The sequence below is a fragment of the Corynebacterium sp. CCUG 69979 genome (assembly GCF_024454095.1).
In the GTDB taxonomy this organism is placed as follows: domain Bacteria; phylum Actinomycetota; class Actinomycetes; order Mycobacteriales; family Mycobacteriaceae; genus Corynebacterium; species Corynebacterium genitalium.
Genome location: NZ_JAGPZA010000027.1, coordinates 1 through 24,449, shown reverse-complemented (window position 1 = coordinate 24,449; position 24,449 = coordinate 1). Strand labels below are relative to the sequence as shown.

Annotated in this window: 12 protein-coding genes; 8 read left to right on the top strand and 4 right to left on the bottom strand. The window is 61.9% G+C overall.

Features of this window, described 5'->3' with window-relative positions; translation table 11 throughout:
• The first annotated feature begins 269 nt into the window (after positions 1-269).
• From KBX18_RS11090 to KBX18_RS11070, 5 genes are all read left to right on the top strand, one after another.
• On the top strand, positions 270-497 hold the full coding sequence (locus KBX18_RS11090) for an MbtH family protein (RefSeq protein WP_011274127.1): 228 nt from the start codon (positions 270-272) through the stop codon (positions 495-497).
• Positions 498-2,315 carry an ABC transporter ATP-binding protein gene (locus KBX18_RS11085; protein ID WP_011274126.1) on the top strand — a complete coding sequence of 606 codons (1,818 nt, stop codon included), beginning with the start codon at positions 498-500 and terminating at the stop codon, positions 2,313-2,315.
• Positions 2,308-4,035, top strand: coding sequence for an ABC transporter ATP-binding protein (locus KBX18_RS11080; RefSeq protein ID WP_255996172.1), 1,728 nt, complete (start codon positions 2,308-2,310; stop codon positions 4,033-4,035). The genes KBX18_RS11085 and KBX18_RS11080 overlap by 8 nt, the downstream gene beginning before the upstream one ends.
• A gap of 79 nt (positions 4,036-4,114) precedes the next feature.
• Positions 4,115-5,533, top strand: a complete 1,419-nt coding sequence (locus KBX18_RS11075; RefSeq protein ID WP_011274124.1) for a lysine N(6)-hydroxylase/L-ornithine N(5)-oxygenase family protein — start codon at positions 4,115-4,117, stop codon at positions 5,531-5,533.
• A 100-nt stretch (positions 5,534-5,633) separates the two neighbouring features.
• Positions 5,634-16,490: a non-ribosomal peptide synthetase gene (locus KBX18_RS11070; RefSeq protein WP_255996171.1), complete on the top strand. Its 10,857-nt coding sequence runs from the start codon at positions 5,634-5,636 to the stop codon at positions 16,488-16,490.
• 2 nt (positions 16,491-16,492) lie between these two features.
• Here KBX18_RS11070 and KBX18_RS11065 read toward each other — a convergent pair whose 3' ends face one another.
• On the bottom strand, positions 16,493-17,479 hold the full coding sequence (locus KBX18_RS11065) for an esterase family protein (RefSeq protein ID WP_224784305.1): 987 nt from the start codon (positions 17,477-17,479) through the stop codon (positions 16,493-16,495).
• Positions 17,480-17,556: 77 nt separating this feature from the next.
• Between KBX18_RS11065 and KBX18_RS11060 the strand changes: the two genes are divergently transcribed.
• From KBX18_RS11060 to KBX18_RS11050, 3 genes are all read left to right on the top strand, one after another.
• Entirely contained in the window at positions 17,557-18,501 is a 945-nt protein-coding gene (locus KBX18_RS11060) for a methionyl-tRNA formyltransferase (protein ID WP_005325328.1), read from the top strand.
• A 65-nt stretch (positions 18,502-18,566) separates the two neighbouring features.
• A complete protein-coding gene (locus KBX18_RS11055) occupies positions 18,567-19,583 on the top strand; it encodes an iron-siderophore ABC transporter substrate-binding protein (protein WP_005291893.1) in 1,017 nt (338 codons plus the stop codon).
• Between the two features lie 173 nt (positions 19,584-19,756).
• Positions 19,757-20,395, top strand: a complete 639-nt coding sequence (locus KBX18_RS11050; RefSeq protein ID WP_005325329.1) for a DedA family protein — start codon at positions 19,757-19,759, stop codon at positions 20,393-20,395.
• 10 nt (positions 20,396-20,405) lie between these two features.
• On the opposite strand, the gene KBX18_RS11045 is transcribed toward KBX18_RS11050, so the two are convergent.
• The 3 genes from KBX18_RS11045 to KBX18_RS11035 are packed head-to-tail and all read right to left on the bottom strand — an operon-like array spanning position 20,406 to position 23,451.
• Positions 20,406-21,188, bottom strand: coding sequence for an ABC transporter ATP-binding protein (locus KBX18_RS11045; protein ID WP_019176090.1), 783 nt, complete (start codon positions 21,186-21,188; stop codon positions 20,406-20,408).
• Between the two features lie 50 nt (positions 21,189-21,238).
• Positions 21,239-22,333, bottom strand: coding sequence for an iron chelate uptake ABC transporter family permease subunit (locus KBX18_RS11040; protein WP_005325330.1), 1,095 nt, complete (start codon positions 22,331-22,333; stop codon positions 21,239-21,241).
• Positions 22,333-23,451 (bottom strand): iron ABC transporter permease, encoded by a 1,119-nt coding sequence (locus tag KBX18_RS11035; RefSeq protein WP_005325331.1) that lies wholly within the window; start codon positions 23,449-23,451, stop codon positions 22,333-22,335. The genes KBX18_RS11040 and KBX18_RS11035 overlap by 1 nt, the downstream gene beginning before the upstream one ends.
• Between the last annotated feature and the right edge of the window lie 998 nt (positions 23,452-24,449).

The window sequence follows — 24,449 nt, the reverse complement described above, 5'->3', positions numbered from 1 at the left end:
GGCATGGAGGTAGATTACCTTTCCCCGACTCAACACAGCCGGACTCAGAGGTGTCTACCAAACAGGGGTCAGGTCCCTATTCTTTGGTGATTTGTGGTGTGTGGTCTGGGGTTATGGTGGCATGCGGACACACTTTTCTTTACTTAACCCTCAAAAGCTGCATATTAGGTTATGCTAAGTTAATTCACGCTTGCTGCACTTGTGCCACCACTTTGGCCAACGCAGCCCATAAACCCGTTATTTCCGCATCATGAGACAAGGAGCGCGTGTTGTCTAGCAACCCGTTTGATGACGAACAGGGCAGCTTCTTCGCCCTTATCAACGACGAGGGACAGTACTCGTTGTGGCCTACGTTCGCCGCCGTGCCAGACGGATGGACCGTGGCTCTGGGAGACCCTTCCCGTGGCGTAGACGGCGGGGTATCGCGGGACGAGGCGATGGAGTTCATCGACCGCGAGTGGACCACCTTGCAACCGGCAGGAAAGTCTCACGCTTAAGTGAGTGCCGTACTTCCCACTGCTTTGCCTGGTGAGTCCGCTGCGGAGATTGGCCGCCTGCTCCGTCGCACCGCAACTCCAGCAATTAGTGCGGTGCTGTTCACTTTCGCCGGTGCCTTGCTCTCTCTGGTGCCCATTTATCTGCTGGCCAGCGTCATCGATGCGGTAGCCGCCGGTGACGGCAAGTCTGGCGTGCTGAAGGTGATTGTGTGGGCTGCCGTGGCGTGTGTTGGTACTGCCGTTGTCGCTGGCCTTGCGGAGGCGCTGACGGGTGTGACGATTGCCCAGGTAGTTGCGAAGTTGCGTGAGCGCGCCGTCGCCGCGGTGCTGAATCTGCCTTCCACCACGGTGGAGTCCCTGGGCCGGGGAGAGGTGCTGGGCCGAGTTGGTGCGGATGTCGCCGCGCTGGTGAGCAGTGCCCGCAAGTCGGTTCCATCGACCCTCAGCGCGCTGGTGATGGTCGTGGTGGCCAGCGCTGGAATAGCGGGGTTGGATTGGCGCCTCGCGTTGGCGGGGCTGTGCGGGATTCCGTTCTATGCGCTGGGGTTGCGATGGTATCTTCCTCGTTCTGCCCCTTTGTATCGACGCCAACGCGAATTAGAAGCCGGTGTCATCGGTTCCTTGCAAGGTTCTATGGAGGGCATTCGTTCGGTTCGTTCGCATCGGCTGGTGGATAGCCGCCAAGGTCTCACCAGGCGCTACGCGCAGGCTTCGCGGGACGAATCAATCGCTGCGTTTCGTGTGTTTTCCGGGCTGGTGGCGCGGGAGAACTTCGCGGAGTTCATGGGGTTGTCAGCCCTGTCTGTCGTAGGCTGGTTGCTCTTCCGCGAAGATGCGGTGACGGTGGGCGAGATCTCGGCAGCGTTGATTCTGTTCCACCGTCAGTTCGTGCCGATCGGCACGATTCTGTTCACCTTTGATGAACTGCAGCGCAGCGGGGCGGCCTTGGGGCGCATCGTGGGACTCATTCGCTCCGCGGGTGCGGATACGCCACAGCCGATTGATGACTACTCCTCGCATCGGCAGAGTCCAGCTGTAGAGGTCAAGGGCCTGAATTATCGGTACGAGGATGGCCCAGAGATCTTGCATGACTTGGCGTTCCACATCCCTGCGGGGTGCACGGTATGCGTGGTCGGCGGATCGGGAGCTGGCAAGTCCACGGTTGCGGAAATTGTCTCTGGAACCCTCGAGATGGCAGAGCCGGGTGTGATCACCGTTGGGGGGTGCGACGTGGTGGGAATGAGTGCGCAAGAAAGAAGCTCGATCTTTTGCGTTGCCTCCCAGGAAAACTACGTCTTCGCGATGAGTTTGCGCGATAATCTCCTGCTGGCAGCCGAAGGTGCCAGCGACGCAGAAATATGGGATGCGCTGCGCCGAACCGGTGCGGAAGATTGGTGCACATCCTTGTCCCATGGCGACAAGCAGGGCTTAGACACAATGCTGGGCGAAGGGGGCCTGCACGTAGATGCGGTGGCGGCACAGCGTCTGGCGCTGGCCAGGGTGGCATTGTCTCGGGCTGGCGTCGTCATTCTTGACGAATCAACGGCCGAAGATGACGGTGACCTCGAGGAAACACAGCAATCACACGAGGCCTTTTCGATGTCCTTGGAGGACGCTGCCCGCGCGGCGATCCGCGGACGGACGGCGATGGTGATTGCGCACCGGCTCAGCCAAGCAACCTCCGCCGATAGCGTGGTGGTGATGGAGCGCGGGCGCGTGGTGGAAACAGGTACGCACGAGGAGCTGGCAGCAAGAAACGGAACATATGCCGATATGTGGACCGCCTGGAATGAGCAGGGGAGGCAGGCGCGTGTCTGACAACAAGGTGGTGACGCTGCGCGGGCTGGTCAGAAAAAATTCTCGCGCGATGGCTCTGAGTGGCTTGTTGCTGAGCATCTACCACGTGGCAGAAGCCATGATTGCGGTGTTACTGGGATGGTTGGCGCACAGTCTTATCGCTAGCGAGAATGTGTGGCACCTGGTGGGTGGAATCGCAGCCTTAGGCGCTACGCTGGCGACGGTGTCTGTGAGCTGGCAGACAGGGTTCCGGATACTGCAGGCTACGTCGGCTCGGAACGTATGTGAATTGCGGGCAGGCATCACCTCGCAGGTGGTGAGCCATGGTGGGCATTCCGACGATGCGGACAGTCTGCCTCGCCAGGAATTGCCCACGGTGGTGGGTGAAGACGTGGTGCAGGTGGTAGACATCATCGAAGTGGTCCCGGTGGGGATCAGTGCGCTGGTGGGAGCCATTTTCTGCACGATTGTTCTGGCGCTGATTGATCTGCCACTGGGAGTGGTGGTGTTGGTGCTCAGCGCGGTGGTGTTGATAGTCCTGCACCGGCTGTCTCAGATCATTGAACGCCGCGCGGAGCGGCAACAAACTCTGCTCGCGCGAGTGACCGCGCGCATGACCGACATTCTGCAGGGGCTGCCGGTGATCTCGGGAGTGGCTGGCGCGCATCCGGCCTACCGTGGATATGCGCGTAAATCTGAAGAGGCGTGTGCGGATGCTCGGAAGCTCGCGTGGGTCAGCGGAGGTTATGAAGCCGTGGCGATGGGCAGCAATGTGCTGTTGCTGAGTGCGGTGGGCCTGTACGCGGGCTATCGAACCATTTCCGGCGATGTGACGTTGGGGGAGTTGGTCACCGTGGTGGCGCTGTCACAATTTATCGCGGAGCCGATGCGGCAGTGCAGCAGAATGCCGCGCTTCATTGGATTGGCGAGGGCTTCCGTTCGGAGGCTGCAGCGCGTGGCGGAAGCTCAGCGGCTGCGTGAGGGGCAGGGCGTGCCATCTGCTCAGATTGGCACGCCTGCCATTTCCATGCGCGGTGGAGACGGTGAGGCCGAAGGAGACGGCGAGGTCGAGGGATCAGAGCAGGCTTCCGTGGCGTTCGCAGAGGGGCGACTGACGGTGGTGCACTGTTCAGCCGCATGGGCAGATGCTCTGGTGGATGCGTTGGTCGCGGGGGAGTCGATGGAGCTTGGCTCCCTGACTAGGCCACAAACTCAACAACTGTGGATCCGGGGGCGCGATATTTGCGAGATCTCGGTAGACGATGTGCGTTCCGCTGTGCTTGCCGAGCCTCGGAAGCCGGCATTGTTTGGGGACACAGTGGGGCAGGCGGTGCTGCGGAGCTCTGGAGAGGGCAGGGCGGAGGATGCAGTAGACATTCTTAACGCCTTAGGGCTCGATGAACTGGCGCCGGGGGCGGCTCATTCAGCCGGGGTATTGGATCACGAGCTGACCGAAGGTGCGCGCAATCTTTCCGGTGGTCAGCGGCAGCGGCTGGGATTGGCACGAGCGCTACTGGCTGAGCCGGAGATGTTGGTGATGGTTGATCCGGTCTCGTCAGTGGATTCAATGACGGGCATGAAAGTGGCGCGTGCGGTGAGAGATATTCGCCGCGGGCGTACCACGGTGGTCCTGTGTGTGGGGAGGGCCTTCCAGTCGGTAGCCGAGGACGTAGTTGATGTGAAGCCTCTAGCTGGGAGTTTGCGGACGCGGGGTGAGCAATTCCCGCTAGGGGGTTGTTGAGCAATAGAAGATAGGTTAGCCTACCCTTTGCATTGCCTACCCTAAGAAGTTGGTTGGCGCATCCTACAGAGAGGCCATAGTGACCATCATCGATCGTCAAGCTCAGACATCCGCAGAGCGCAGTACCCACGAAAATTCCGTCCGCGACATCGTCGGGATCGGCATCGGCCCCGGAAACCTCGGGCTCGCGGTAGCTATCGAAGAGCAAGCTCCAGAACTCGATGCACTCTTTGTGGAAGCCCGCCCGGAATTCAACTGGCACCCAGGCATGCTCCTCGAAGGATCCAACATGCAGATCAGCTTCCTTAAAGACCTGGTTACGGTGCGCAATCCGCAGAGCCGCTTCAGCTTCATCAACTACTTGCATCACAGCGACCGCTTGATTGATTTCATTAACCGCCAAACCTTCACCCCGGAACGCGTGGAATTCGCCGATTACCTCCGATGGATCGCGGATCACATCACCGTGGACACGCAGTACAACACCACCGTGACGTCCATCGAGACGCTTCCGGAACTGGCCGCAGACGGAGCTCGTTTTGTGGTGCACGTCCGCAGGAAGTTAGGAAGCGGTGAGTCCGAAGGGCAGCGAGCTCAGCAGTCGGAGTCCATTCGCTGCCGCAACGTGGTGGTTGCCCGCGGGCTGGAAGCCAAGATGCCTGCGTGGGCAGAGGACAGCTCCTTGGACACCTCGCGCATCTTCCACAACATCGATTTGCTCCCGCGCACCAAGAAGCTGCTGAACAGTGGGTGGGATATCCGCCGAGCTTTGGTGATCGGCGCGGGCCAGTCCGCAGCCGAGGCCATCCGGTACTTCCACGATTGCCCGCATATCGATACCGTCACGGGCAGCTTGAACAGCTACGGCTTCATCCCCGCCGATGACAGCCCCTTCGCCAATCGGGTGTTCGACCCGGAGGCCGTTGATGACTTCTTCCATGCGCCCGATGCGATCCGCAACGAGCTGTTGATCCGCCACCGGTACACCAATTACGCCTGCGTGGAATCTGAGCTCCTCGATGAGCTCCACGACCGTCAGTATCGGGAAAGCGTCACCGGGCGTCAGCGGCTCGATATTCGCCGGACCACGGAGGTGCTCGGTGCGCGTAATTGTTCCGACGGCAGCGTCGACGTGGACATTCGCCACCGAGTAACCGGAGACGTGGTGACAGAAAACTTTGACGTGGTGGTGTGCGCCACGGGCTTCCGATCTCGCGGTCTTGCGGGGATTCACGCTGATAGTCACGGCAGTGAAGAATTCACCGTCACTAGGGATTACGGCGCCGTGCTCAATGGCGAGCGCGTGCCAGGACTCTTCGTGCAGGGAGCAACTGAGGCCACGCATGGACTCGGTTCCACGTTGCTCTCCAACATCGCGACCCGCTCCGGGGAACTGGTGGAGGCCATCACGGGTCAGCAACGCACGCATCGTGCGCCGGCGGATGAAGATCTCCGCTCCGAGCAACATCGGGATTCTTCGCACCTGATCGCAGGCTGATTTTCCCGAGCCGTGCTCCGCTTGAGGTTGGCTGACACCTAGCCCGACGTCCGCCATCCGCGTCTGATTCCCTGTTTCCCCATCAACCGAAAGGCTCTTTGTGCCCACCCGATCGTCTGCTCACACTCCGTTTTCCTCTGGCGATACGCTTGCTTCTCGAGATGGCGGCGCCGTCATCGGTCATGGCCGCAGTGAACAGGATCGGATCGCCCAGCAGCGCATATGGAATGACACGGATCAGGATCGCGATCGCCCGGACCTGATTAGCCTGCTCCTGCAGCATGCGCAGGAGACCCCGGATGCGCTCGCAGTGGTGGATGACCGGCACAGACTGACCTATGCGCAGCTCGTCGCCCATGCAACTGCTGTAGCGCGAAATTTGCGGGAACACGGTATTGACGCTGGTCAGAGTGTGGGAATCTCCCTGCCGCGCAGCGCGGAGATGGTGGTGGGTATCGTCGCCACGTTGCTCGCCGGTGGCAGTTTTGTCCCGCTAGACCCCTCGTGGCCGCAGGCGCGCCGGGAATCCGTCACCCACGATGCCAGCCTGAGCTTCGTACTCACGCCGGACAACTGCGCGCTCACCGAAGACGCGCTATTCGACCTCGATGCCACCCGCGAGCTGTTCACCCCGCCGTCCACGGACAGCGTTGCGTACGTCATCTTTACCTCTGGCAGCACCGGCCGCCCAAAGGGCGCAATGATCCGCCACGGTGCGATCGTGGAGCGCTTGCTCTGGCAGCGCGATCAGATCCTGTTCTTCGGCCGCGATGATGCCTCCCTGTTCAAGGCACCGCTGGCCTTTGATATCTCCATCAATGAGATCTTCCTGCCGCTGGTTTGCGGGGGCCGCGTGGTGGTGGCCGCGCCGGGCGTGGAGCAAGACCCCCAACGCTTGGCCCGCCTCATCCATCGCGAGGGCGTGACGTTTGCGTATCTGGTTTCGAGTGTTCTCGACGTCATGCTCAAACAGGCCGAAGGCACGAATCTATTAGACAGCTTGCGGCATGTCTGGTGTGGCGGAGAGATGCTCACCCAGGCGCTGTTCCGTCGCTTTCGCCAGCAGCTGGCCATCCCGCTGTACCACGGGTACGGGCCAGCGGAAGCTACCATCGGTGTCTCCCACGTCATCTACCGTGACGACGAGGATCGCCTCAACACGAGCATCGGTGTGGCCAATCCCAACTGTCGGCTCTATGTGCTCGATGAGCACCTGCGGGTGGTTCCAGACCAAGAAATTGGTGAACTCTATGTGGCCGGATTCCTGCTGGCCAAGGGGTATATCAATGCCCCAGGACTCACGGCCAGCCGCTTTGTTGCGGATGTGTTTGCGTCGGACGGAACCCGGATGTACCGCACGGGAGACCTGGTGCGCCGGCACAACGACGGCTCGCTGGAATTCGTGGGGCGGGCCGATAATCAGGTGAAAATCCGTGGCATGCGTCTGGAGTTGGAGGACGTGGAATCTGCGCTGGTGGGACACCCAGATGTGGAGGCGGCGAGCGTGATTGCTCGGGAGGGGCGACTGCTGGGCTACGTGACGGTGACTGCGGGCCTCGTGGGTGCTGCGATCCGTAGTTGGTGTGCCGAGGTACTGCCCGAATACATGGTGCCCGCGATTATCACCGTCATGGATGAGTTGCCGCGGACGGCCAACGGAAAAGTGGATCGGAAGGCACTGCCGGAACCTGATTGGAGCTCGCTCACTGATGCCCCGGCCGATGCTGAACGTGACGGGGAAACCGTTGCTCTGCTCGCGGAGGCAATGGCTGAAGCATTGGGGGTTAGCGCGGTGGGTGCGGAGACGGACTTCTTCGATATCGGTGGCGATAGCCTGCGGGCCATCACCCTGGTCTCGGCTCTGGGACGGCGCGGGGTGGAGGTGAGTGTGGGAGATATTTTCTCTGCGCGCACTCCACAGCAACTGGCTCGGTGCGCCGAAGAGCGCGGAACCTTCGTGCAGGATCCAGACGATGAACCAACCGGTGAGGTGCAGTCGCTGCCGATTCTGCGCTGGTTCGATTCCATTACTGATCACGTGGACGGCTTCATTCAGTCCGTGGAGTTTTCAGTTCCAGAAGATGTGGATGCGCAGCTGGCCGGGCGAATGGTGGCTGACGTGCTGCAGGCGCACCCTGCACTGCGGGCCCGTGTGCAGCGGAATCCCTTGCGGCTGGAACTCCCGGAGGAATCTGCCGAAGAAGCGGTGGCGATCCACCCCACCACGGACATCGCTGCGCTTTCTGAACTGCTGGATCCGGCAGTCGGAGTGGTGGTAGCGGCTGGGCTGGTGCCCGGAAGATTGCGCCTTGTGGTGCATCACCTGGTGGTCGATGGCGTGTCATGGAACATTATCGGCGAGGACCTCGCCGCGGCGTATCGCGGGGAACAGCTCGCGCCGGAGCGGACGTCCCTGCGCCGATGGACGCAGCTGCTGCAACAGGCCGTTGATACTGGCGAATTCGCGGAGGATGCCAATAGTTCCCTGCCCCCATTGCCGAGTGCAGATGAACCTCTGCGGGACCCGCAGGTGCCAGCGCTTGCTGATAGTCCCGAGAAAGCGCCCACAGTCCGTGAGGAGCGCAGCGTGGTACATGAGGCATCAGTGCAGATCACGGACGAATTACTGGGTGCGGTGCCCCACGCTTTCCGCACGGGGGCGAATTCCGTATTGCTTACGGCATTGAGCGTGGCGTTGGCGCGTTGGCGTCGAAACAAACAAACATGGACCCTGGTGGAGATGGAGGGGCACGGCCGCGAAACCCGATTCGTACCCGGGCCACAGGGCAGGGAAGCAGACCTTTCACGCACGGTGGGCTGGTTCACCTGCCTATATCCCATGCTGATCGACCCCACCCGGGCGGCAGTGCAGGAGGCCTCCACAGAGGTCGAGGGCAGCATCGCCCCGCTAGCGCTGGCACTCAACGCAGTGAAAGACCAGCTCGCGGCCATCCCCGGCAACGGCGTTCCTTACCAGGCCCACACCTGGTTGCATCAGTCCGCGAAGACCCCTCCGCAGGCACAGGTGCTGTTCAACTACTTGGGGCGCGTATCCGCAGGAGCACAAGATTTCGCTCCCGCGGGTTCCACCGGCCAACTCGGCGAGCAACGCGACCCGGACCAGCCGTTGGTCCGCGAGCTGGAGTTCAACGCGATCGCCGAAGACACCGGCGAGGGATACGTCCTGCGCACCACGATCTCCTGGGCGCGCGGCAGGATCTCCCCCGAACGGATCGACGAATTGGTCGCGCACTGGGATGTGGCATTGCGCGAGGTGGCAGCGCTTGCCGATCACGGCGTGTTGTCCGTGGGCGACGTTGCCCCCGCACCCGTGAACTCTGCGGACCTGGCACGAATCACTGCGCAGAGCTCCGCGGAGCTGCAGGACGTGCTGCCGCTGACCCCGCTGCAGCACGGCATGTACTTCCACTCGCTATTCGAGGAATCGGCCAGCTCGTATGTGGAGCAACAGGTCTTGCGGGTGGAATGCAGCGAACCGTTTGACCGGGAGCGATTCGCCCGCGCTGCGCGTAATTTGATCCGACGCCACCCCGCACTGAGCACCCGCCCTTGGGAAACTGACGGTGGCGATGTGGTTGCCGTGATTGATCCGGGGATTGCCGAGCATTTGCGGGTGGACTTTCGGGACGTGACGGTGCCTGCCGAGTTGGCTGGGCCTGGATTAGACGGGTGGCTCGTGCAGCGTACGGAAGAGATTGCCGCTGATGACCTCTCGCGGGGAATCTCCTTGCAGCCGCCCGGTGATGCCGCGCCCGAGCCGCTCATGCGATGGACCGTTGTGCTCCCGACCAGTGTCGATGGTGCGGTGTGTGGCCAGGACATCGCCGTGATCCAGACGGTGCATCACCTGATCGCCGACGGATGGTCCGTGCCCATCATGCTGCGGGATCTCCTGGAGATCTACCGGGATGACGATGCCCGAATCCCGCGCTACGACCCGGACGCCGGAATGGCCGGCAGCGTGCGATGGGTGGCGCGCAGAGACGCGGAAGCCGATATGTCCGTCTGGCGCGAGGAAATGCGCGAGGTACGCCCCACGGTGCTGTGCCCTAATCCTTCGAGTTCGCTCGAGCGCCGGGAGTTGCTGGTAGACGATCCGCGGACTGTTGGCTTGTCTGAGCGTGCTCGGGCAGCGGGTGTGGGCCTGCCGGATGTGGTGCACGCGGCGTGGGGGCTGGTCCTTCGCACCTTGGTGGGCTGCGAACCTGGGGCTGACGTGGTGTTTGCCACTTCCGTTTCCGGCCGTGACATTCCCGTTCTTGGCGTGGCCGATGCCGTGGGCATGCAGCTCAACACCATCCCGGTGGTCGCGCCGGGGCAATCTGATCCCACCCTGCCGGTGACCAGCATGCTGCACGCCATGGTCCATCACAACAATCAGGTCCGCGATGTGCAGCACGTCAGCCTGGCTGATATTGCCCGCGACCTGGGAACCAACGCCAGCGAACTGCTGGATACGTTGATGGTGGTGGAGGTGCCGCTATCTCCACAGGACGTGGGCTGCCCCGGCTCGCCACTACAGGTTGCTGACGTGCGCAACAATGGCGCGCCGCACTTTCCCCTGTCCGTCGTGGTCAACCCTTCCGCTGAGCACCCACTGCGCCTGATCTACGATCCGCAGCGAATCACCGAGGTACGTGCCGAAAGGATCGCGCAGATGCTCGCGGTGAGTGTGGATTCTTTGCTGTCTGAATCCGGTGCGGTGGCGACCGTGGGTGAGGTTGCAGAGGCGTTGGGTGCGGTATCTGGTGTGGACACGCTTCCTTCTTTGTGGCGACGCAGCTTCGAGCACTCCCGCGACCGGCCCGCCCTGACCAGCATCGGAGAAGACGGTGCTGCGGAGCATTGGACCTACGAAGAACTAGACGACGCCGCTCAGCGTATACGCGCTGTGCTGGACCGGAAGGTTGCCATCCACACCCCGAGAGTAGCCCTGCTCATGGAGCGCGATGCGTGGCAGGTTGCGGCCATTCTGGCGACCACGATGTCCGCCGGCACCTACGTTCCCGTGGATCCGTTGTCCCCGCAAGCGCGGGTGGAATTGATCCTGGAGGATTGCCAGCCCGATGCCGTGCTGGTGTCTCCCAGCGCGGAAAAAATGGTCTCTGAGCTGGTAGATTGTCCCGTCCTCGTGGTCAGTGAACAGACGATGAGCGGGGAAGCGAAGCCGCCTGCGGGCCGGTCGGCAAGCGTGGCCCGTGCCAATGACATCGCCTACGTGATCTACACCTCCGGCTCCACAGGGCGGCCGAAGGGCGTGGCCGTCACACACGCCAACGTGACCGCGATGCTGGGCAATGCTCGCAGCCACGTGGAGTTTTCGCAGGAGGACGTGTGGTCGATCAGCCACAGCTTCGCCTTTGACTTTTCGGTGTGGGAGATGTGGGCAGCGCTGAGCTCCGGCGGGCGTGCCGTGGTGATGCCGTATGCGCTGATGCGCTCGCCCGAGGATGCCGCAGAGGTGTTGCGTGCCGAAGCCATCACGGTGCTGAGCCAGACCCCAACCGCCTTTGCCGCGTTGGAGCCGCACCTCGGGCAGGACTCTGCGGTGCGCACGGTGATCTTCGGCGGCGAGGCCTTGGAGGCCCGCGCGGAGGCTGCCTACTGCAGTGCTCATCCGAATGTTCGGTTTATCAACATGTATGGCATCACGGAGACGACAGTGCACGTCACAGCACACGAATGCTCCGAGAATGCAGGGGAGGCCCGCAGCCCGATCGGCCGCCCGATGGACGGGTTGCGTACCTATGTTCTGGACGCGCAATTACAGCCGGTGCAGCCTGGAGAGACCGGCATGATGTACGTTGCCGGGCCGCAGGTCACCGCGGGTTATTGGGGGCTTGCTTCTACCACGGCCTCCCGCTTCGTGGCCGATCCTTTCGTTGGCGGCGGCGCGCGGATGTACTGCAGCAATGACATGGCAAAGGTGCTGAACAACGGTCATCTGGATTACGTGGGCCGCGCCGATAGGCAGGTGCAGCTGCGCGGTTATCGCGTGGAGCTGGGGGAGATCGAGAGCGCGCTGGAGAAGGTCAGCGGTGTGCGGGAGGCCACCGTGGTGGTCGTCGATCTGCCCGAAGGCCAGGTGCCGGGTGCGTTGTTGATTACGGATTCTCGTGCCGACGCAAAGGCGATCACCTCCCGAGCTGCCGCAGCGGCCCGAGACGCGCTCCCTGCCTACATGGTTCCGCAGCTATTCGCGGTGAGTACGCAGGTGCCGCAGACCATCAATGGCAAGCGGGATGAGCGCGCGATCCTGGACCTTCTGGGTGAGATTCCTGCTGCTCAGCAGGCTTCGGGCACCTCGGATCTGGTGGAGGCGATCTCGCAGGCAATTGCTGATGCACTTCGCTTGGACCGCGCCGAGGTGGAGCCGGACTCGGACTTCTTCCGCTTAGGTGGAGACAGTATTCTTGCCATCCGCGTTACTCACGCGCTGGCGCGCGCTGATCTCAACGTGACTCCGCGGGACTTCTTCTTGGGCCGCACGCCACGCAAGATTGCCGAGCGGGTCACGCCGCAGGCCACCCAGCAGAAAATCCAGGAAACAAGGCAGAGCCAGGAAGAAGCCCTGCCCAAGGACGGGCACCAGGAGATCTCGGGGGCTTTCCCCATCCCGGCGATGCTGCGCAGGCAGATGGAAAGAGGCATGAGCGACCGCTTTGTGCAGGCGCGCCGCTTGGATCTGGGGCCAGTCGCTGTGGAGGACTTGGAACAGGCCCTGCAGCAGGTAGCGCAGGCACATCCGATGCTTCGTACGCGCGTGGACACCAGTTCTGCGTTCGCGCACTTTGTTGGTGCCGAGGGAGACGGCCCTATGGTTGTGCGGGCTTTGGACGTGGATGCATTGATCGATCACATCGATATTGCTGCTGGTCGTAGCGTGGTGCTCGGGTGTGTGGATGGGTACGTCAAGGCCGTTGCTCATCACGCGGTGATCGATAGCGCCAGTTGGATGATTCTGGAAGACGATCTGCGCGATGCGCTCGCAGGGCGCAGGATTCTCTCCGGGCAGGCGAGATACAAGGATCTTTGCCTGCAAGAACTGCACGATGCTCACACCGCAGCAGCTCAGGATGCCCTGCACTGGAGTGAACTGGCTACGCTGCCACGGCCCGTCGAGGACTCGAACCAGTGGAGTACGGATCATGTGAGCACGCTCGAAGTGAACATTGACGGACAGACCGCGCAGGTCCTGCAGAGCGTTGCACCCGACGTGATGGGTGTGGACGTTCAGGACCTCGTGGCAGGACTGGTGACCGTCGCGGTGGCTCGAACAATGGGCACGGACGCGCGGAGCTGGGCCGTGGACGTAGAAGGCCACGGACGTCCGGCTGATCATTCCTATGGTCGAACCCTCGGATGGTTTACCACCATCGCGCCGGTGGAAATCCCGTTGGCTGATCCAGCGGATGCAGCACGTGCCGCAGCGGAAATGCGCGCGCTCCACGAGGACGGCACAGCCCCGGACCGCCGCACTTATCAGGCACTGCGATACACACACCCGCAAGGGCAGCGAACCCTGGCCCATGGGGCACAGATCCTGGTCAACTACCTCGGACGGGGAGAGACTGGCGCTGTCCTCCACGCGCCGGGCGATGCCGCCTGCCAGTGGACGGATTACCTGGTGGAGGCCGATGTGTGGTCTAGCGAGCGGGCCGTAAGCATGGAGCTGTCCGTGGTGAATGCGGTGATTTCCGCCGAGCGTTTGCGCAGCGCCATCGGCGAGGTTGCTCGCGAGTTGCAGGAGCACGTCAGCCGCGAGCAATCCTCAGGACGCCGCGCTCCGCTGAGCGTGCTGCAGCGCGGAATCTGGTTCCAGTCACAGGTGGCAGCACCGGGTGCCTACGTTGCACAGACTGCGTTGACGTTTGACCGGAGACTGGATGCCGAGGCCGTGGTGGAAGCCTTCCGGGACACAGTGACCGTGCATCCAGCCATGGGCGCGGAGTTCCACACCGATGCTTCCGGCCAACCCGTGCAGAACTTGCCGTGGAGTGGACAGGGCATTGACCTCCCCGTCGAGACCACCGAAGGGGATCTCGAGGCGATCATGCACGCTGATCGCAGCGCGGGCATCGATCTCGCATCCGTGCCGCTGGCGAAGGCAACCATCGTCACCGGCCGAAGTGACGGACAGCCTGGCGACACGCTGCTTCTTACCTACCACCTGGTTCTGGTCGATGGTTGGTCGCGTGCAGTGATGCTGCAAACCTTCCTCGAGAGGCTGACGTTGAGGTCCGGCCAGGCCCGCACGCAGGGTGCGGGAGAGTTGGTTCCTCGCGGTTGTTCTATTGCTGACGCCCTGCTCGAGTCCGTTGACACTCGCAAAGAGCAGGCAGATAGCGACTATTGGGTACATCGCCTAGAGACGTTGTCTCAGCCCACGCTCGTTGCCCCGCAGGCCGCGGATATCTCTTCAGAGCACGCTGGTAGCGAGTTGCCTCGCCAGGTGTTTGCCGAGGTCAGCGAGCAGCTGACCGGCGCACTGCAGGAAAAGATCCGGGCGCAGGCCGTGACGTTGACCTCCGTGGTCAACGCAGCCGTGGCCGTGGCCTTGGGTGCTGTCACAGGGGATTCGGATGTGGTGTTTGGTCAGTCTGTCAGTGGCCGCGATGCCTTGAGCGACCCCGCCATGTCTGATGTGGTGGGAGTGCTGCTCAACACAGTGCCAGTGCGAGTGACAGCTCGGCCCGGCCAGAGCATAGAAGAACTGGTCCAGGATGTTTATCGCCAGCGCATCGAGGATATGGACCACGATTCCGCGGACCTCGGCGCCATCCAGCGGCAGCTGGGGGTAGGCACGCTGTTCGATTCCATGGTGGTGGTGCAGAACTTCCTCGATCCGCAGGCAGCAGCGGAACTTCGGGAACGCCACGGGGTTGTGGAGGAGCGCGCGGAAGATTCCACGCACTTCCCTCTGACCTGGGTATTCACTCCGGGGCCGAAGCTGGGCATCAAGCTGGAATTCCGCCACGACGTGGTGGACGAGTCCCTCGCACATTCCGTGCTCAAGGCCGCGACCGAAGTCCTGACCGCGTTTGTGGACACACCAGAGGTCCCGCTCGCTCAGCTGGCCCAGTTGGCGCCAGCCCGAGCGGAGGATTCTTCCCCGCAAAGCACGACGGAGCAGATGGCTTCCTGGCAGAAGGCCGAAGGCATTGACCGCACCATTGCGGATGAGCTCAAGGACACCGCCCAGCGCTTCCCAGATCGCATCGCGCTAGCGGATGACGCACAGCAGTGGACGTTCGGTGAGCTGATTGCTCGCTGTTCCGACATTGCGGAAAAGATCAAGAATTGCGGCGTGACCAGCGGCGATACTGTCGCCATTGCGGTGGAGCGCTCCGCGCATTCGGTGGTGGCTCTGCTGGGAGCCCTGTGGGCAGGGGTGCGCTACGCGCCGCTTGATCTGACGCACCCCGATGGGCGGCTCCGGGTCCTCGTGGAGGACAGCCAGCCCGCAGCCGCGCTGGTGGACTCGAGTTCTCGGGAGCGCATGGAGCGGATCGGTGCGCTTCCTTGCGTCGACGTCACCACTGCCGATTCCCACGCCACCACCCACACGCCTGCGGCGGTGCCCGGGGACGATGCCTACCTGATGTACACCTCCGGATCGACCGGCAAGCCCAAGGGCGTGGTGATCAAGCATCGCGGGCTGCACAACATGCTGGACAATCACCGGCGCAAGATCTTCGCCCCAGCTGCTGCCGATGGGCGGACGTTGCGGATCGCGCATGCCATCAGCTTCGCCTTCGATATGTCGTGGGAAGAGCTGTTTTGGCTGGTGGAAGGCCACGAGGTGCGGATCTTCTCCGAGGATTTGCGACGCGATGCTGCGGCCATGGTTGAGGCCATTCGCGCGCATCAGGTGGATGTCATCAACGTCACCCCGACCGTTGCCGAGCAGCTGCTCGCGGAGGGGATGCTGGAATCCGGCGCGCATCGCCCGCGGCTGGTGCTCTTGGGCGGCGAGGCTGTCTCGCACGGCGTGTGGGAGACCTTGCGAAAGGCCGATGACGTGCGCGGATACAACCTCTATGGACCCACCGAGTACACCATCAACGCCCTGGGTGCTGGCACGGATGAGAGCGCCACGCCCGTGATCGGAATGCCGGTGGATCGCACGGCGGCGTTCGTTTTGGACCCGTGGTTGCGCCCCGTTCCTACAGGAGCGCCGGGTGAGCTCTACCTCGCGGGCAGCGGCTTAGCGCAGGAGTATCATGGGCTCGCGGCGCGCACCGCCAGCTCCATGGTCGCCTGCCCGTGGGGCGCCCCGGGTGAGCGGATGTATCGCACGGGAGACATCGTCCGCGTGCGTGCGGATGGCATGTTCGAGTACCTCGGACGCAGCGACGATCAGGTGAAAATTCGTGGTCACCGCGTGGATCCCGGCGACGTCTCGGCCGCCGTGTCCCGCGGCGTTGATCCCCGCATCCTCCACTGCGTGACCGTTCCTGTTCGTATATCCGACGCCACACTCCTGGCCTGTCACCTCGTGGCCCCACAACTGCGCGATGCGGACCAGGGGGAGCGGCAGAGTTTCCTGACTGGCGTGCGTAATGCATTGCGCGAGGAACTGCCCAGCTACATGATCCCGGATCGATGGTCGATCGTGGATGAGTTGCCGGTGACGTCGAATGGAAAGACCGACCTTGCTGCACTGGGTGAGGGAGAAAGGATCACGGAGAAGGGCCGCGAACCGGCGAACGAAATCGAGGAGATCACGGCGGAGCTGTTTGCCGAATCGCTAGATATTGAGCCCGAGGACGTGCCGGTGGATGCTGATTACTTTGACATGGGTGGGCACTCCATGGCGGTCATCAAGCTCTGCGCACTGCTGCGTGGAGAGCTGGGAGTGGAGGTTGGCGTGCGCGAATTCTACGGTCTGCGGACAGTCGAGCGCGTGGCGGAGTTTGTGGAGGCGCGCTCGTAGATTCAGCCCAGCAATTCGGCGAGTGCCGGGATGATCCCGTGGCGCCACATCGCAGGGTCGTGGCCACCGGGCGTGCGGTGATTGGTGGTGGGAAAGCCGCGGCGTGTCAGGGCATCGGCCACTGCATCCACGTGTCGTTGCATGGGCGGCTCTTCTGCACCGCACGTCAGTACGATGCGTGCCAGACCGGAGCCACTGTGAGCCGCAGGATTTTCGAGTGAGGGGCCAGTGAGCTGTGCGGCAATGTCGCCTCCTGCGGGCCCGTCCGAGAGCGTGTCCGCGAGCTCTGCAGAACGGTCAGCGGACCACCAGACGGCAGGGGACTGGGCGATGGCTCCTTTGATTGCAGGCGTGGTTTCGGTGGAAGCCGTAAGAGCTGCGCGCAGGGCGGAGAGACCGCCGAAGCTTTGCCCCACCAGGACTATGTGGCTGCTGTTGATGATCGGCGGAAGCTCGGTGGCCAGTGCGCTGGCGAATGTTTGGGAGGTGTACTCCTCGCTGCGGTCTTTGGCTGCCGGCAGGAAGACGCGGTTGATCTGGGGGATAAGCCCTGCCGTGACTGCCCGGTCCAGTGCGCCCGTGAGGTCATGCAGATGGATCCAGTCATCGCCATCCAAAAACACCACGGTGGTATCCGCACCGCGGTCATCGAGGCGCGCGGTGCAGCGCCTGCCGAATACCTTCCGGTCGATGGACAGGCGTGCGCCGGGCAAGTCCGCGATGACTTCTGGGGAGCGAGGCGGCCAGAGTGTCTGGTCCACAGAATCGCCGCTCAATAGGCTCGCCTGTGGGCCTGCGCCGTGTGCGTTATGTGGATCGGGATATTTCAGCTCGCCGGATTGAAAGCTATAGGTCACTGCTGAGTGCGCCGGGATGCGCACATCGACGGTGGACATCGATTCGGTGAGCTCGACGTTCGAGCGGTAGGGGTCCGGGAAAACGAGGGCTTCCGCATCCGCGGGCACCGAGATTCGGTGAAGGGTGGTCACGTCCGGGGAGTCTGGCATGAAAATTGCGCCACTTTCATCATTGACTACATAGGTAAACCTAAGCTAACATCCCCTGCATGCGAGTTGCTGTTTTCGGCTATCAGTCGTGGGGACACCGGACGTTGTCTGCGGTCATCAATGCTGGTCATGAAGTAGTTTTGGTAGTTACGCACCCTGCCAGCGATCACCCTTATGAGCAAATGTGGGCAGACTCCGTTGAGGAGCTCGCCAGCGAACATGAGCTCCAGGTGTGTGTCACTGAGCGCGTGGGTCAAGACGTCATTGAGGCGTTGCGCGATGCTGCACCAGACATCATCGTGGCCAACAATTGGCGAACCTGGCTTCCTCCCGAGGTTTTCAGCCTGGCCAAGCACGGCGCATTGAATGTCCACGATGGTCTCCTGCCCGAGTACGCCGGATTTTCGCCCATCCTGTGGGCGCTGTTGAACCGGGAAACTCACGTGGGCGTCACTGTGCACGAGATGGATGAAGTGCTGGACGGCGGACCCATCGTTGCCCAGCGCGCGATCCCCGTGGGTCCGCAGGACACCACCACGGATCTCGTGGCCAAGACCATCGACCTCATCGAGCCCCTCGTGGAACGCGCATTGAGTGACGTCGCCCAAGGCACCGCCACTGCGCAACCTCAAGATCCCACCCGCGCTACGTACTTCCACAAGCGCGGCGAGCAGGAATCTCGCATAGATTTCACCCAACCTGCGGAAGATATCGCCTTGCTGGTCAGGGCGCAGTCCGACCCGTACCCCAATGCTTACTTTGAATTCCGAGGCCAGCGCGTCCGCGTGCTTTCCGCGCACGTCTCGCAGGGCCGCTTCGGCGGAACCCCCGGCCGAGTCACCATCCCTCACGAGGGAGGAATCGCGGTGGTCTGTGGATCGCCCCGTGCCAACGTGCCGGCGCCGGCGATTGTTCTGGATCGTGTTCGTCTCGACGACAACTCGGAACTGACCGCCACCGAATTCTTTGGACATAGGGCTGGATATATCCAACCAAAGGTTTGACCTTTCCCTTTTGTGTACGGGCCACGCCTCGCGCGGAAATCCGTCACCAGTAACAACGGAGAAAAATGACACTCAAGAAGATTCTCGTTAGCACCGCTGCTGTGCTGACCTTGGGCGCGGCACTGACCGCTTGCTCGACTGATGACCAGTCCGGAAATTCCGGGGACTCCCAGGCAGTCAACGCCGAGCAGGGCGCATTCCCCACCACCATCGAGCACCGCTACGGCTCCACCGAAATCAAGGAAGCCCCGCAGCGCGTGGTCTCCTTGGGCTACACGGATCAGGACGCACTGCTGGCGCTGGGAGTTACTCCTGTCTCCGTGAAGTACTGGGACGGAATGACCCCGGATGGTCAGGCTGCGGGCAACTGGTCCAATGACAAGATCGAGGGCGACACTCCTCGGATCGACAAGGACACAGAAGTCAACGCGGAAGCCATCGCCAAGGACAATCCAGACCTCATCGTGGCCGTGTACTCGGACATCGATGAAGACACGTACAAGAAGCTGTCTGAGATCGCCCCTGTCGTCGTACAAAAGGGCGAATACGAAGAACTACAGCAACCATGGGACGTGACCACGGAAGAGATCGGGCAGGCCGTGGGCAAGCCTGAAGAGGCAAAGCGCCAGGTGGAGCAGGTCAAGGAGAAGTTCGCAGAGCTCAAGGGCCGCCACCCAGAATGGGCCGAAAAGGAACTCGGCGTGGCCACTGTCTCCGACGAGAGCCTGGCTGTCTTTGCCGAGGGCGATCCGCGTAGCCGCTTCTTCACCGAGCTGGGATTCAAGATCAACCCGGCCTACGCGGGCATCACCAAGGACAAGTTCTACGGTGAGGTCTCCAAGGAAAACGCAGACCAGATCAACTCTGACGTGCTGGTGTGGGATCAACTGTCTTACTCTCCGAAGCAGAGCAAGGCTTCTGTGACCGAGGATCCGATCGTGGGCAAGCTGCCCGCCGTGAAGGACGGACACAGTGTCTACCTGGAAGGCGACCTGGAAAAGGCCTTCGGATGGCAGACCGTGCTGAGCCTGAACTACCTGCTGGACAAGATCGAGCAGCCGTTGGCAGACGCCACGAAGTAGTCTGAATCAACTGCCGAACCGCCCCGCATGAACGTGCTGGGGCGGTTTTGCTGTTGCTGGCTAGGGGACGGGCACTCATGGGGATAACGGATGCACGCTAGGGGCGAGCTGCCTGTATTCCGGTCAGAAACCGGGGTAAGAATAGACCAGTTGTTTTCTAGAAGGGATTCCCTGTGCACTTAAGCGACCTCATGGACGCCACCACCCTGCTCCAGAACTTTGGCGGCTGGGCGCTCGGCGGCATTGCGCTGATTATCTTTATTGAATCCGGCGTGCTCTTCCCGTTCCTCCCCGGCGATTCCATGCTGGTCACCGCGGCAATCTTGCGCGATCAGCTGGGCTTGAACGTTCCGATTCTGGTGGGCGTGGCCATCGTCGCGGCGTTCTTGGGCGACCAGGTAGGTTTCTGGCTCGGCCACCGCTTTGGCCGCAAGTTGTTTAAGCCCGACGCCAAGATCCTCATAACCGAGCACCTCGAACAAGCCGAGGCTTTCTTCCTGAAGTACGGGCCGTTGGCTCTGGTACTGGGGCGCTTCATCCCGATCGTGCGTACCTACATTCCCGTGGCCGCTGGTACCGCGGAGATGCCGTACAAGAAGTTCGTGGGATGGAACGTCACGGGTGCAGTGCTGTGGATTGTCAGCATGGTCGGCATTGGCGTGCTGCTGGGGGATATCCCGGGCATTGCGGATCGCATCGACATGATCGCCATCGTCATCGTGCTGGTGTCTGTGACTCCGGTGGTGATTTCCGCGATGATCAACTGGCGGAAGTCCAAGAAGACTCCCGCCCAGGAGCTGATGGAGGACTAAGCCCTGATCGTCACTTGGGGACGATCAGCGGACCGCCGGTGACAGGATCCTCGATGACTAGCGCGTTGAGGGCAAACGCCTCGAGCAGTAGCTCTGGGGTAATGACCTCGCTGGGACGCCCGGTGGCGAGGACCTGTCCATCCTTCATCACCACGAGATTATCGCTGTAGCGTACAGCCAAGTTGAGATCGTGCAGCACCATCACCACAGTCCGATCCAGCTCTCGGCGTAGACGCTGCACCAGCTCCAAAATCTCTACCGACGTGGCCAGATCCAGGTAGGTGGTGGGCTCGTCCAGGAACAGGATGTCCGTGTTCTGCGCAAGAACCATGGAGATCCACACACGCTGCCGCTGCCCTCCGGACAGAGAATCCAGGGTGCGCTCCGCCAGCCCCATCGAGCCAGTCATTTCCAGCGCCTTGTGCACCTCGGCTTCGTCCGTGGACGACCACTGACGGATCCACGATTGGTGTGGGTGCCGACCGCGCGAGACGAGATCAGCCACGTTGAGTCCCTCCGGGGCGGTAGGGGTTTGTGGCAGCACGCTGATGGTCCGTGCGAGGTCCTTGCGCCTGATGGATGAGATATCGGCGCCGTCTAACAGCACTTCGCCCTCATTCGCCGGAAGGAGACGAGACATGGCTCGCAACAACGTGGATTTGCCGCAGCCATTGGGGCCGATGATTGTGGTGATCTGCCCGCGAGGAAAGTCCACGTCCAAGCCTTCGATGACCGTCCGGTCGCCGTAGCCCACGGCGAGGCCGCGTGCGCTCATGCTGTGCTTCTGAGTCATGTGTCCTTCTTTGTTCGCGGCACTGCTAACTTCCAGGGTGGGATCTTTTCTCATGCCGTGGTTGACCTATTCCGTTGGACCAGCAAATAAATAAGGAACGCACCGCCGATTGCCGAGGTGAGAATGCCCACCGGCAGCTCTACGGGCAGAAGAGTTTGGGTGCTGATATCTGCCAGCAGGAGTAGCGCAGCGCCGGTCAGCGCAGAGGCCAGAAGCGGTGGTGCAGAGCAGTTGCACAAGCGCAGCGCCACCTGTGGGGCCACGAAGGCGACGAACCCGATGGGGCCAGCGGCCGAGACCGCCACTGCTGCCAAAGCCACGGCAGCGGCGAGCAGAAGCACCTGCACACCCTGGACGTTTTGTCCCAAAGCCCGTGCAGTATCCGAGCCCAGCAAGGTGGCTAAAAGTTGGTGACCAATCCAGGCCAGCAGCGGTGTAAACACCAACACAACAATGGCGATGGGCCACATCTTGGACCAGTCCGCAGTGCTCAGGGAGCCAGTAAGCCAGAACTGCGCGGCCGCGGCATCGCGCAACTCCGTGCGGATCATCAGGAAGTTGATATACGAGGTCAACAGAGCAGAGATGATGATGCCGAACAGCACTAGCCGGAAGGAATCAGTCGATCTCCTCCACGCCAGAGCCCACATCACCGTTGCGGTGACAGCCGCACCAAGCACCGCGGCCAAGGGAATGCCGATGCTGCTGAGCCAGCCGAGGAAACCACCAGCGCCACCACCCAGAGTGATGACGGTGACCGCGGCCGCGGACGCGCCCGTAGTGAAGCCCAAGATATCCGGGCTGGCCAGCGCATTGCGAGTCACGGACTGAGTGAGGGCTCCGGATAATCCCAGCGCACAGCCCACCAGAATGGCCGTCAGCGCACGAGGCATGCGCCAATCCAAAACCACCAGACGCTCAATGCGGGTGCCCTGGCCGGTGAACAGCACCTCCAGCACACGAGCCGGGGACACAGGATAGTCACCCAGGCCGATGGAGACCGCCGCTAGCAAGACGATCGCCACGAGCAGCAATAGAGACACCGTCAACGCGCGAGGGCGCCAGACCACAGAAAATGAGCCCACGCGGAATGGCGGGCGCCCAGGGATAGTGGAAGAGGTAGGGCGGGCAAGGAGGGAACTCATTAAATGGCCACCACCCGGCGTCGATAAATAAGGGCGATGAAGAACGGCGCGCCCACGAACGCGAGGATGATGCCTACTTGCAACTCGCCCGGACGAGCGATCAGACGGCCCACCACGTCTGCGAACAGCATCATCACCGCACCCGTCAGGGCAGAGTAAGGGAGGATCCAGCGGTAATCAGGGCCCGTGATGGCGCGCACGAGGTGCGGGACCACCAGGCCGATGAAGGTGATGGGGCCGGCGGCAGCTGTCGCGGCACCGGCCAGCAGTGCGATCAGAGCCATGCCAATCAGGCGGGCGCGCTGGGTGTTGATGCCCAGTCCGGAGGCGATGTCATCGCCCAGATTCAGGAGGTTTAGCTGCGGTGCCGTGATGAACGCCAGCAGGAGGCCCACCAGGATAAACGGCAGCACGCCGTAGAACACGGTGAGATCCCGGCCCGCGATGGAGCCGACGGTCCAGAAGCGCATGCGATCCAGATTGGCATCGTCAGTGAGGATAAAACCGCTGATGATGGCGCTGAGGACCGCGGACAAAGCCGCGCCGCCGAGGACCAGCGTCATTGGATTGGCCTGTCCTCCTCCTATGGACGCCAAACTAAACACCAACGCAGTAGCAGCGATGGCCCCACCGAACGCCCACATGCTGGTAGCCCACACGGACGTCACACCCAGCAAGGAGAAGCTGGCAACCACGGCCAGGGACGCACCGTAGTTGATGCCGAGAATGCCCGTGTCCGCGAGAGGGTTGCGCGTGTGCCCTTGGATCAATGCACCGGAGGCGCCAAGGGCAGCACCGGCGACTAGGCCCAACAGGGTGCGGGGAATGCGGAGCTCGACGATCACGCGCTGATCCACATTCAGCCCCTCCGCGTGGCCGAACGCCGTGCCGAGATCGCGGAACACGGCGGACACTTCTCCAAAAGGGATCTGCCGTGATCCAAACACGATGCTGGCAACGATGCTGGCGAGCAATAGGAGGAAAAGGACGCCGAGGCCGACGAGGCGACGCGGGATTTTACCTGATGGAGCGCTGGCAGAAGCGTCCGCAGTAGCGTCCGCGCGAGACCCCAGGTGTGATTGAGAAGGGGATTGCGCATGCGGGGTAGAGATAGCCATGCATCCCTCCTTGACGCGTGAAAGTCCATGATCTTAACGGGAGCAAGCTTATATGAACAAGGTAAGCCTAATCAAAGTACTACAAGGAGGGATTGTGGAGCTGTGCAGGTGAGTGTGTGAGCCAGCAGGTGCGGCTAGTGAGGTCGGTCGGCCCTGAATGGCGCCGACCCTACACCTCAGCTCTATGCTTCTGAGCAGGGATTTGGACATGTTTTAGCTGGTTGCTAGGCTAGTCAGGTCTTGCCGTAGGTAGGTACCCCCATGTTCTTTTTTTCGACGCTAACGCGTCAAAATCCCGGGAATGCCACATGACCTGCGGAAAGAGTCTCCCGCTACAAGGGAGAAAAACTGTACCATGAAAATAGGCGCGCCAGCGGCCATAGATAGTTGTCAGGGGGTGTGAACACTGGTGACCAGATAGCAGGACGCTTGTGTCACGCAATGTGCTGGCGTATTGCGTGACAGTATGAGCAACAAGGAGCGCTCAAAACGTTAGAGTGCGCACGTGCAAACGAGCACCAGGACGTGACAATCACACGGGGCAAGGAAGTCGCGGGGCGCGACTTCCGCAGCAGCACCAAGCCTAGCCGATCGCCAAGCTCATGCTCGGGTTCCTCGGCAGCGTGGTGGGGTTTGAGTGCTCGATTATTCGCGAGCGCCAGTCGGAAAGTATTGCTCGGGCAAACTCGCGGGTTTTATAAAGGCCGGGCAAAATCACTCACAGATGAGAAGCCTGTCCAAGCACGAGGGCGGGTGGATGCCAGCATCTCGATGTCTGAGGTGGCGCGCAGGCTCAGCATTGGCAGGACCGCACTATATAGCTACCTCTAATAGAAGACTCAGGGATGCCCCTCTGCATTTGTCTTGCAAAGGGGCATCCCTGAGTTTAAATCCTACGGTTACTAGCACTGTGTTGAGACGAAGGGCCCGGCCCCCGGAAAGTAGACACCGTGGGGGTGAAATTATTGGCTTTACTCTAGCGCATTGTTAGGAAGCGT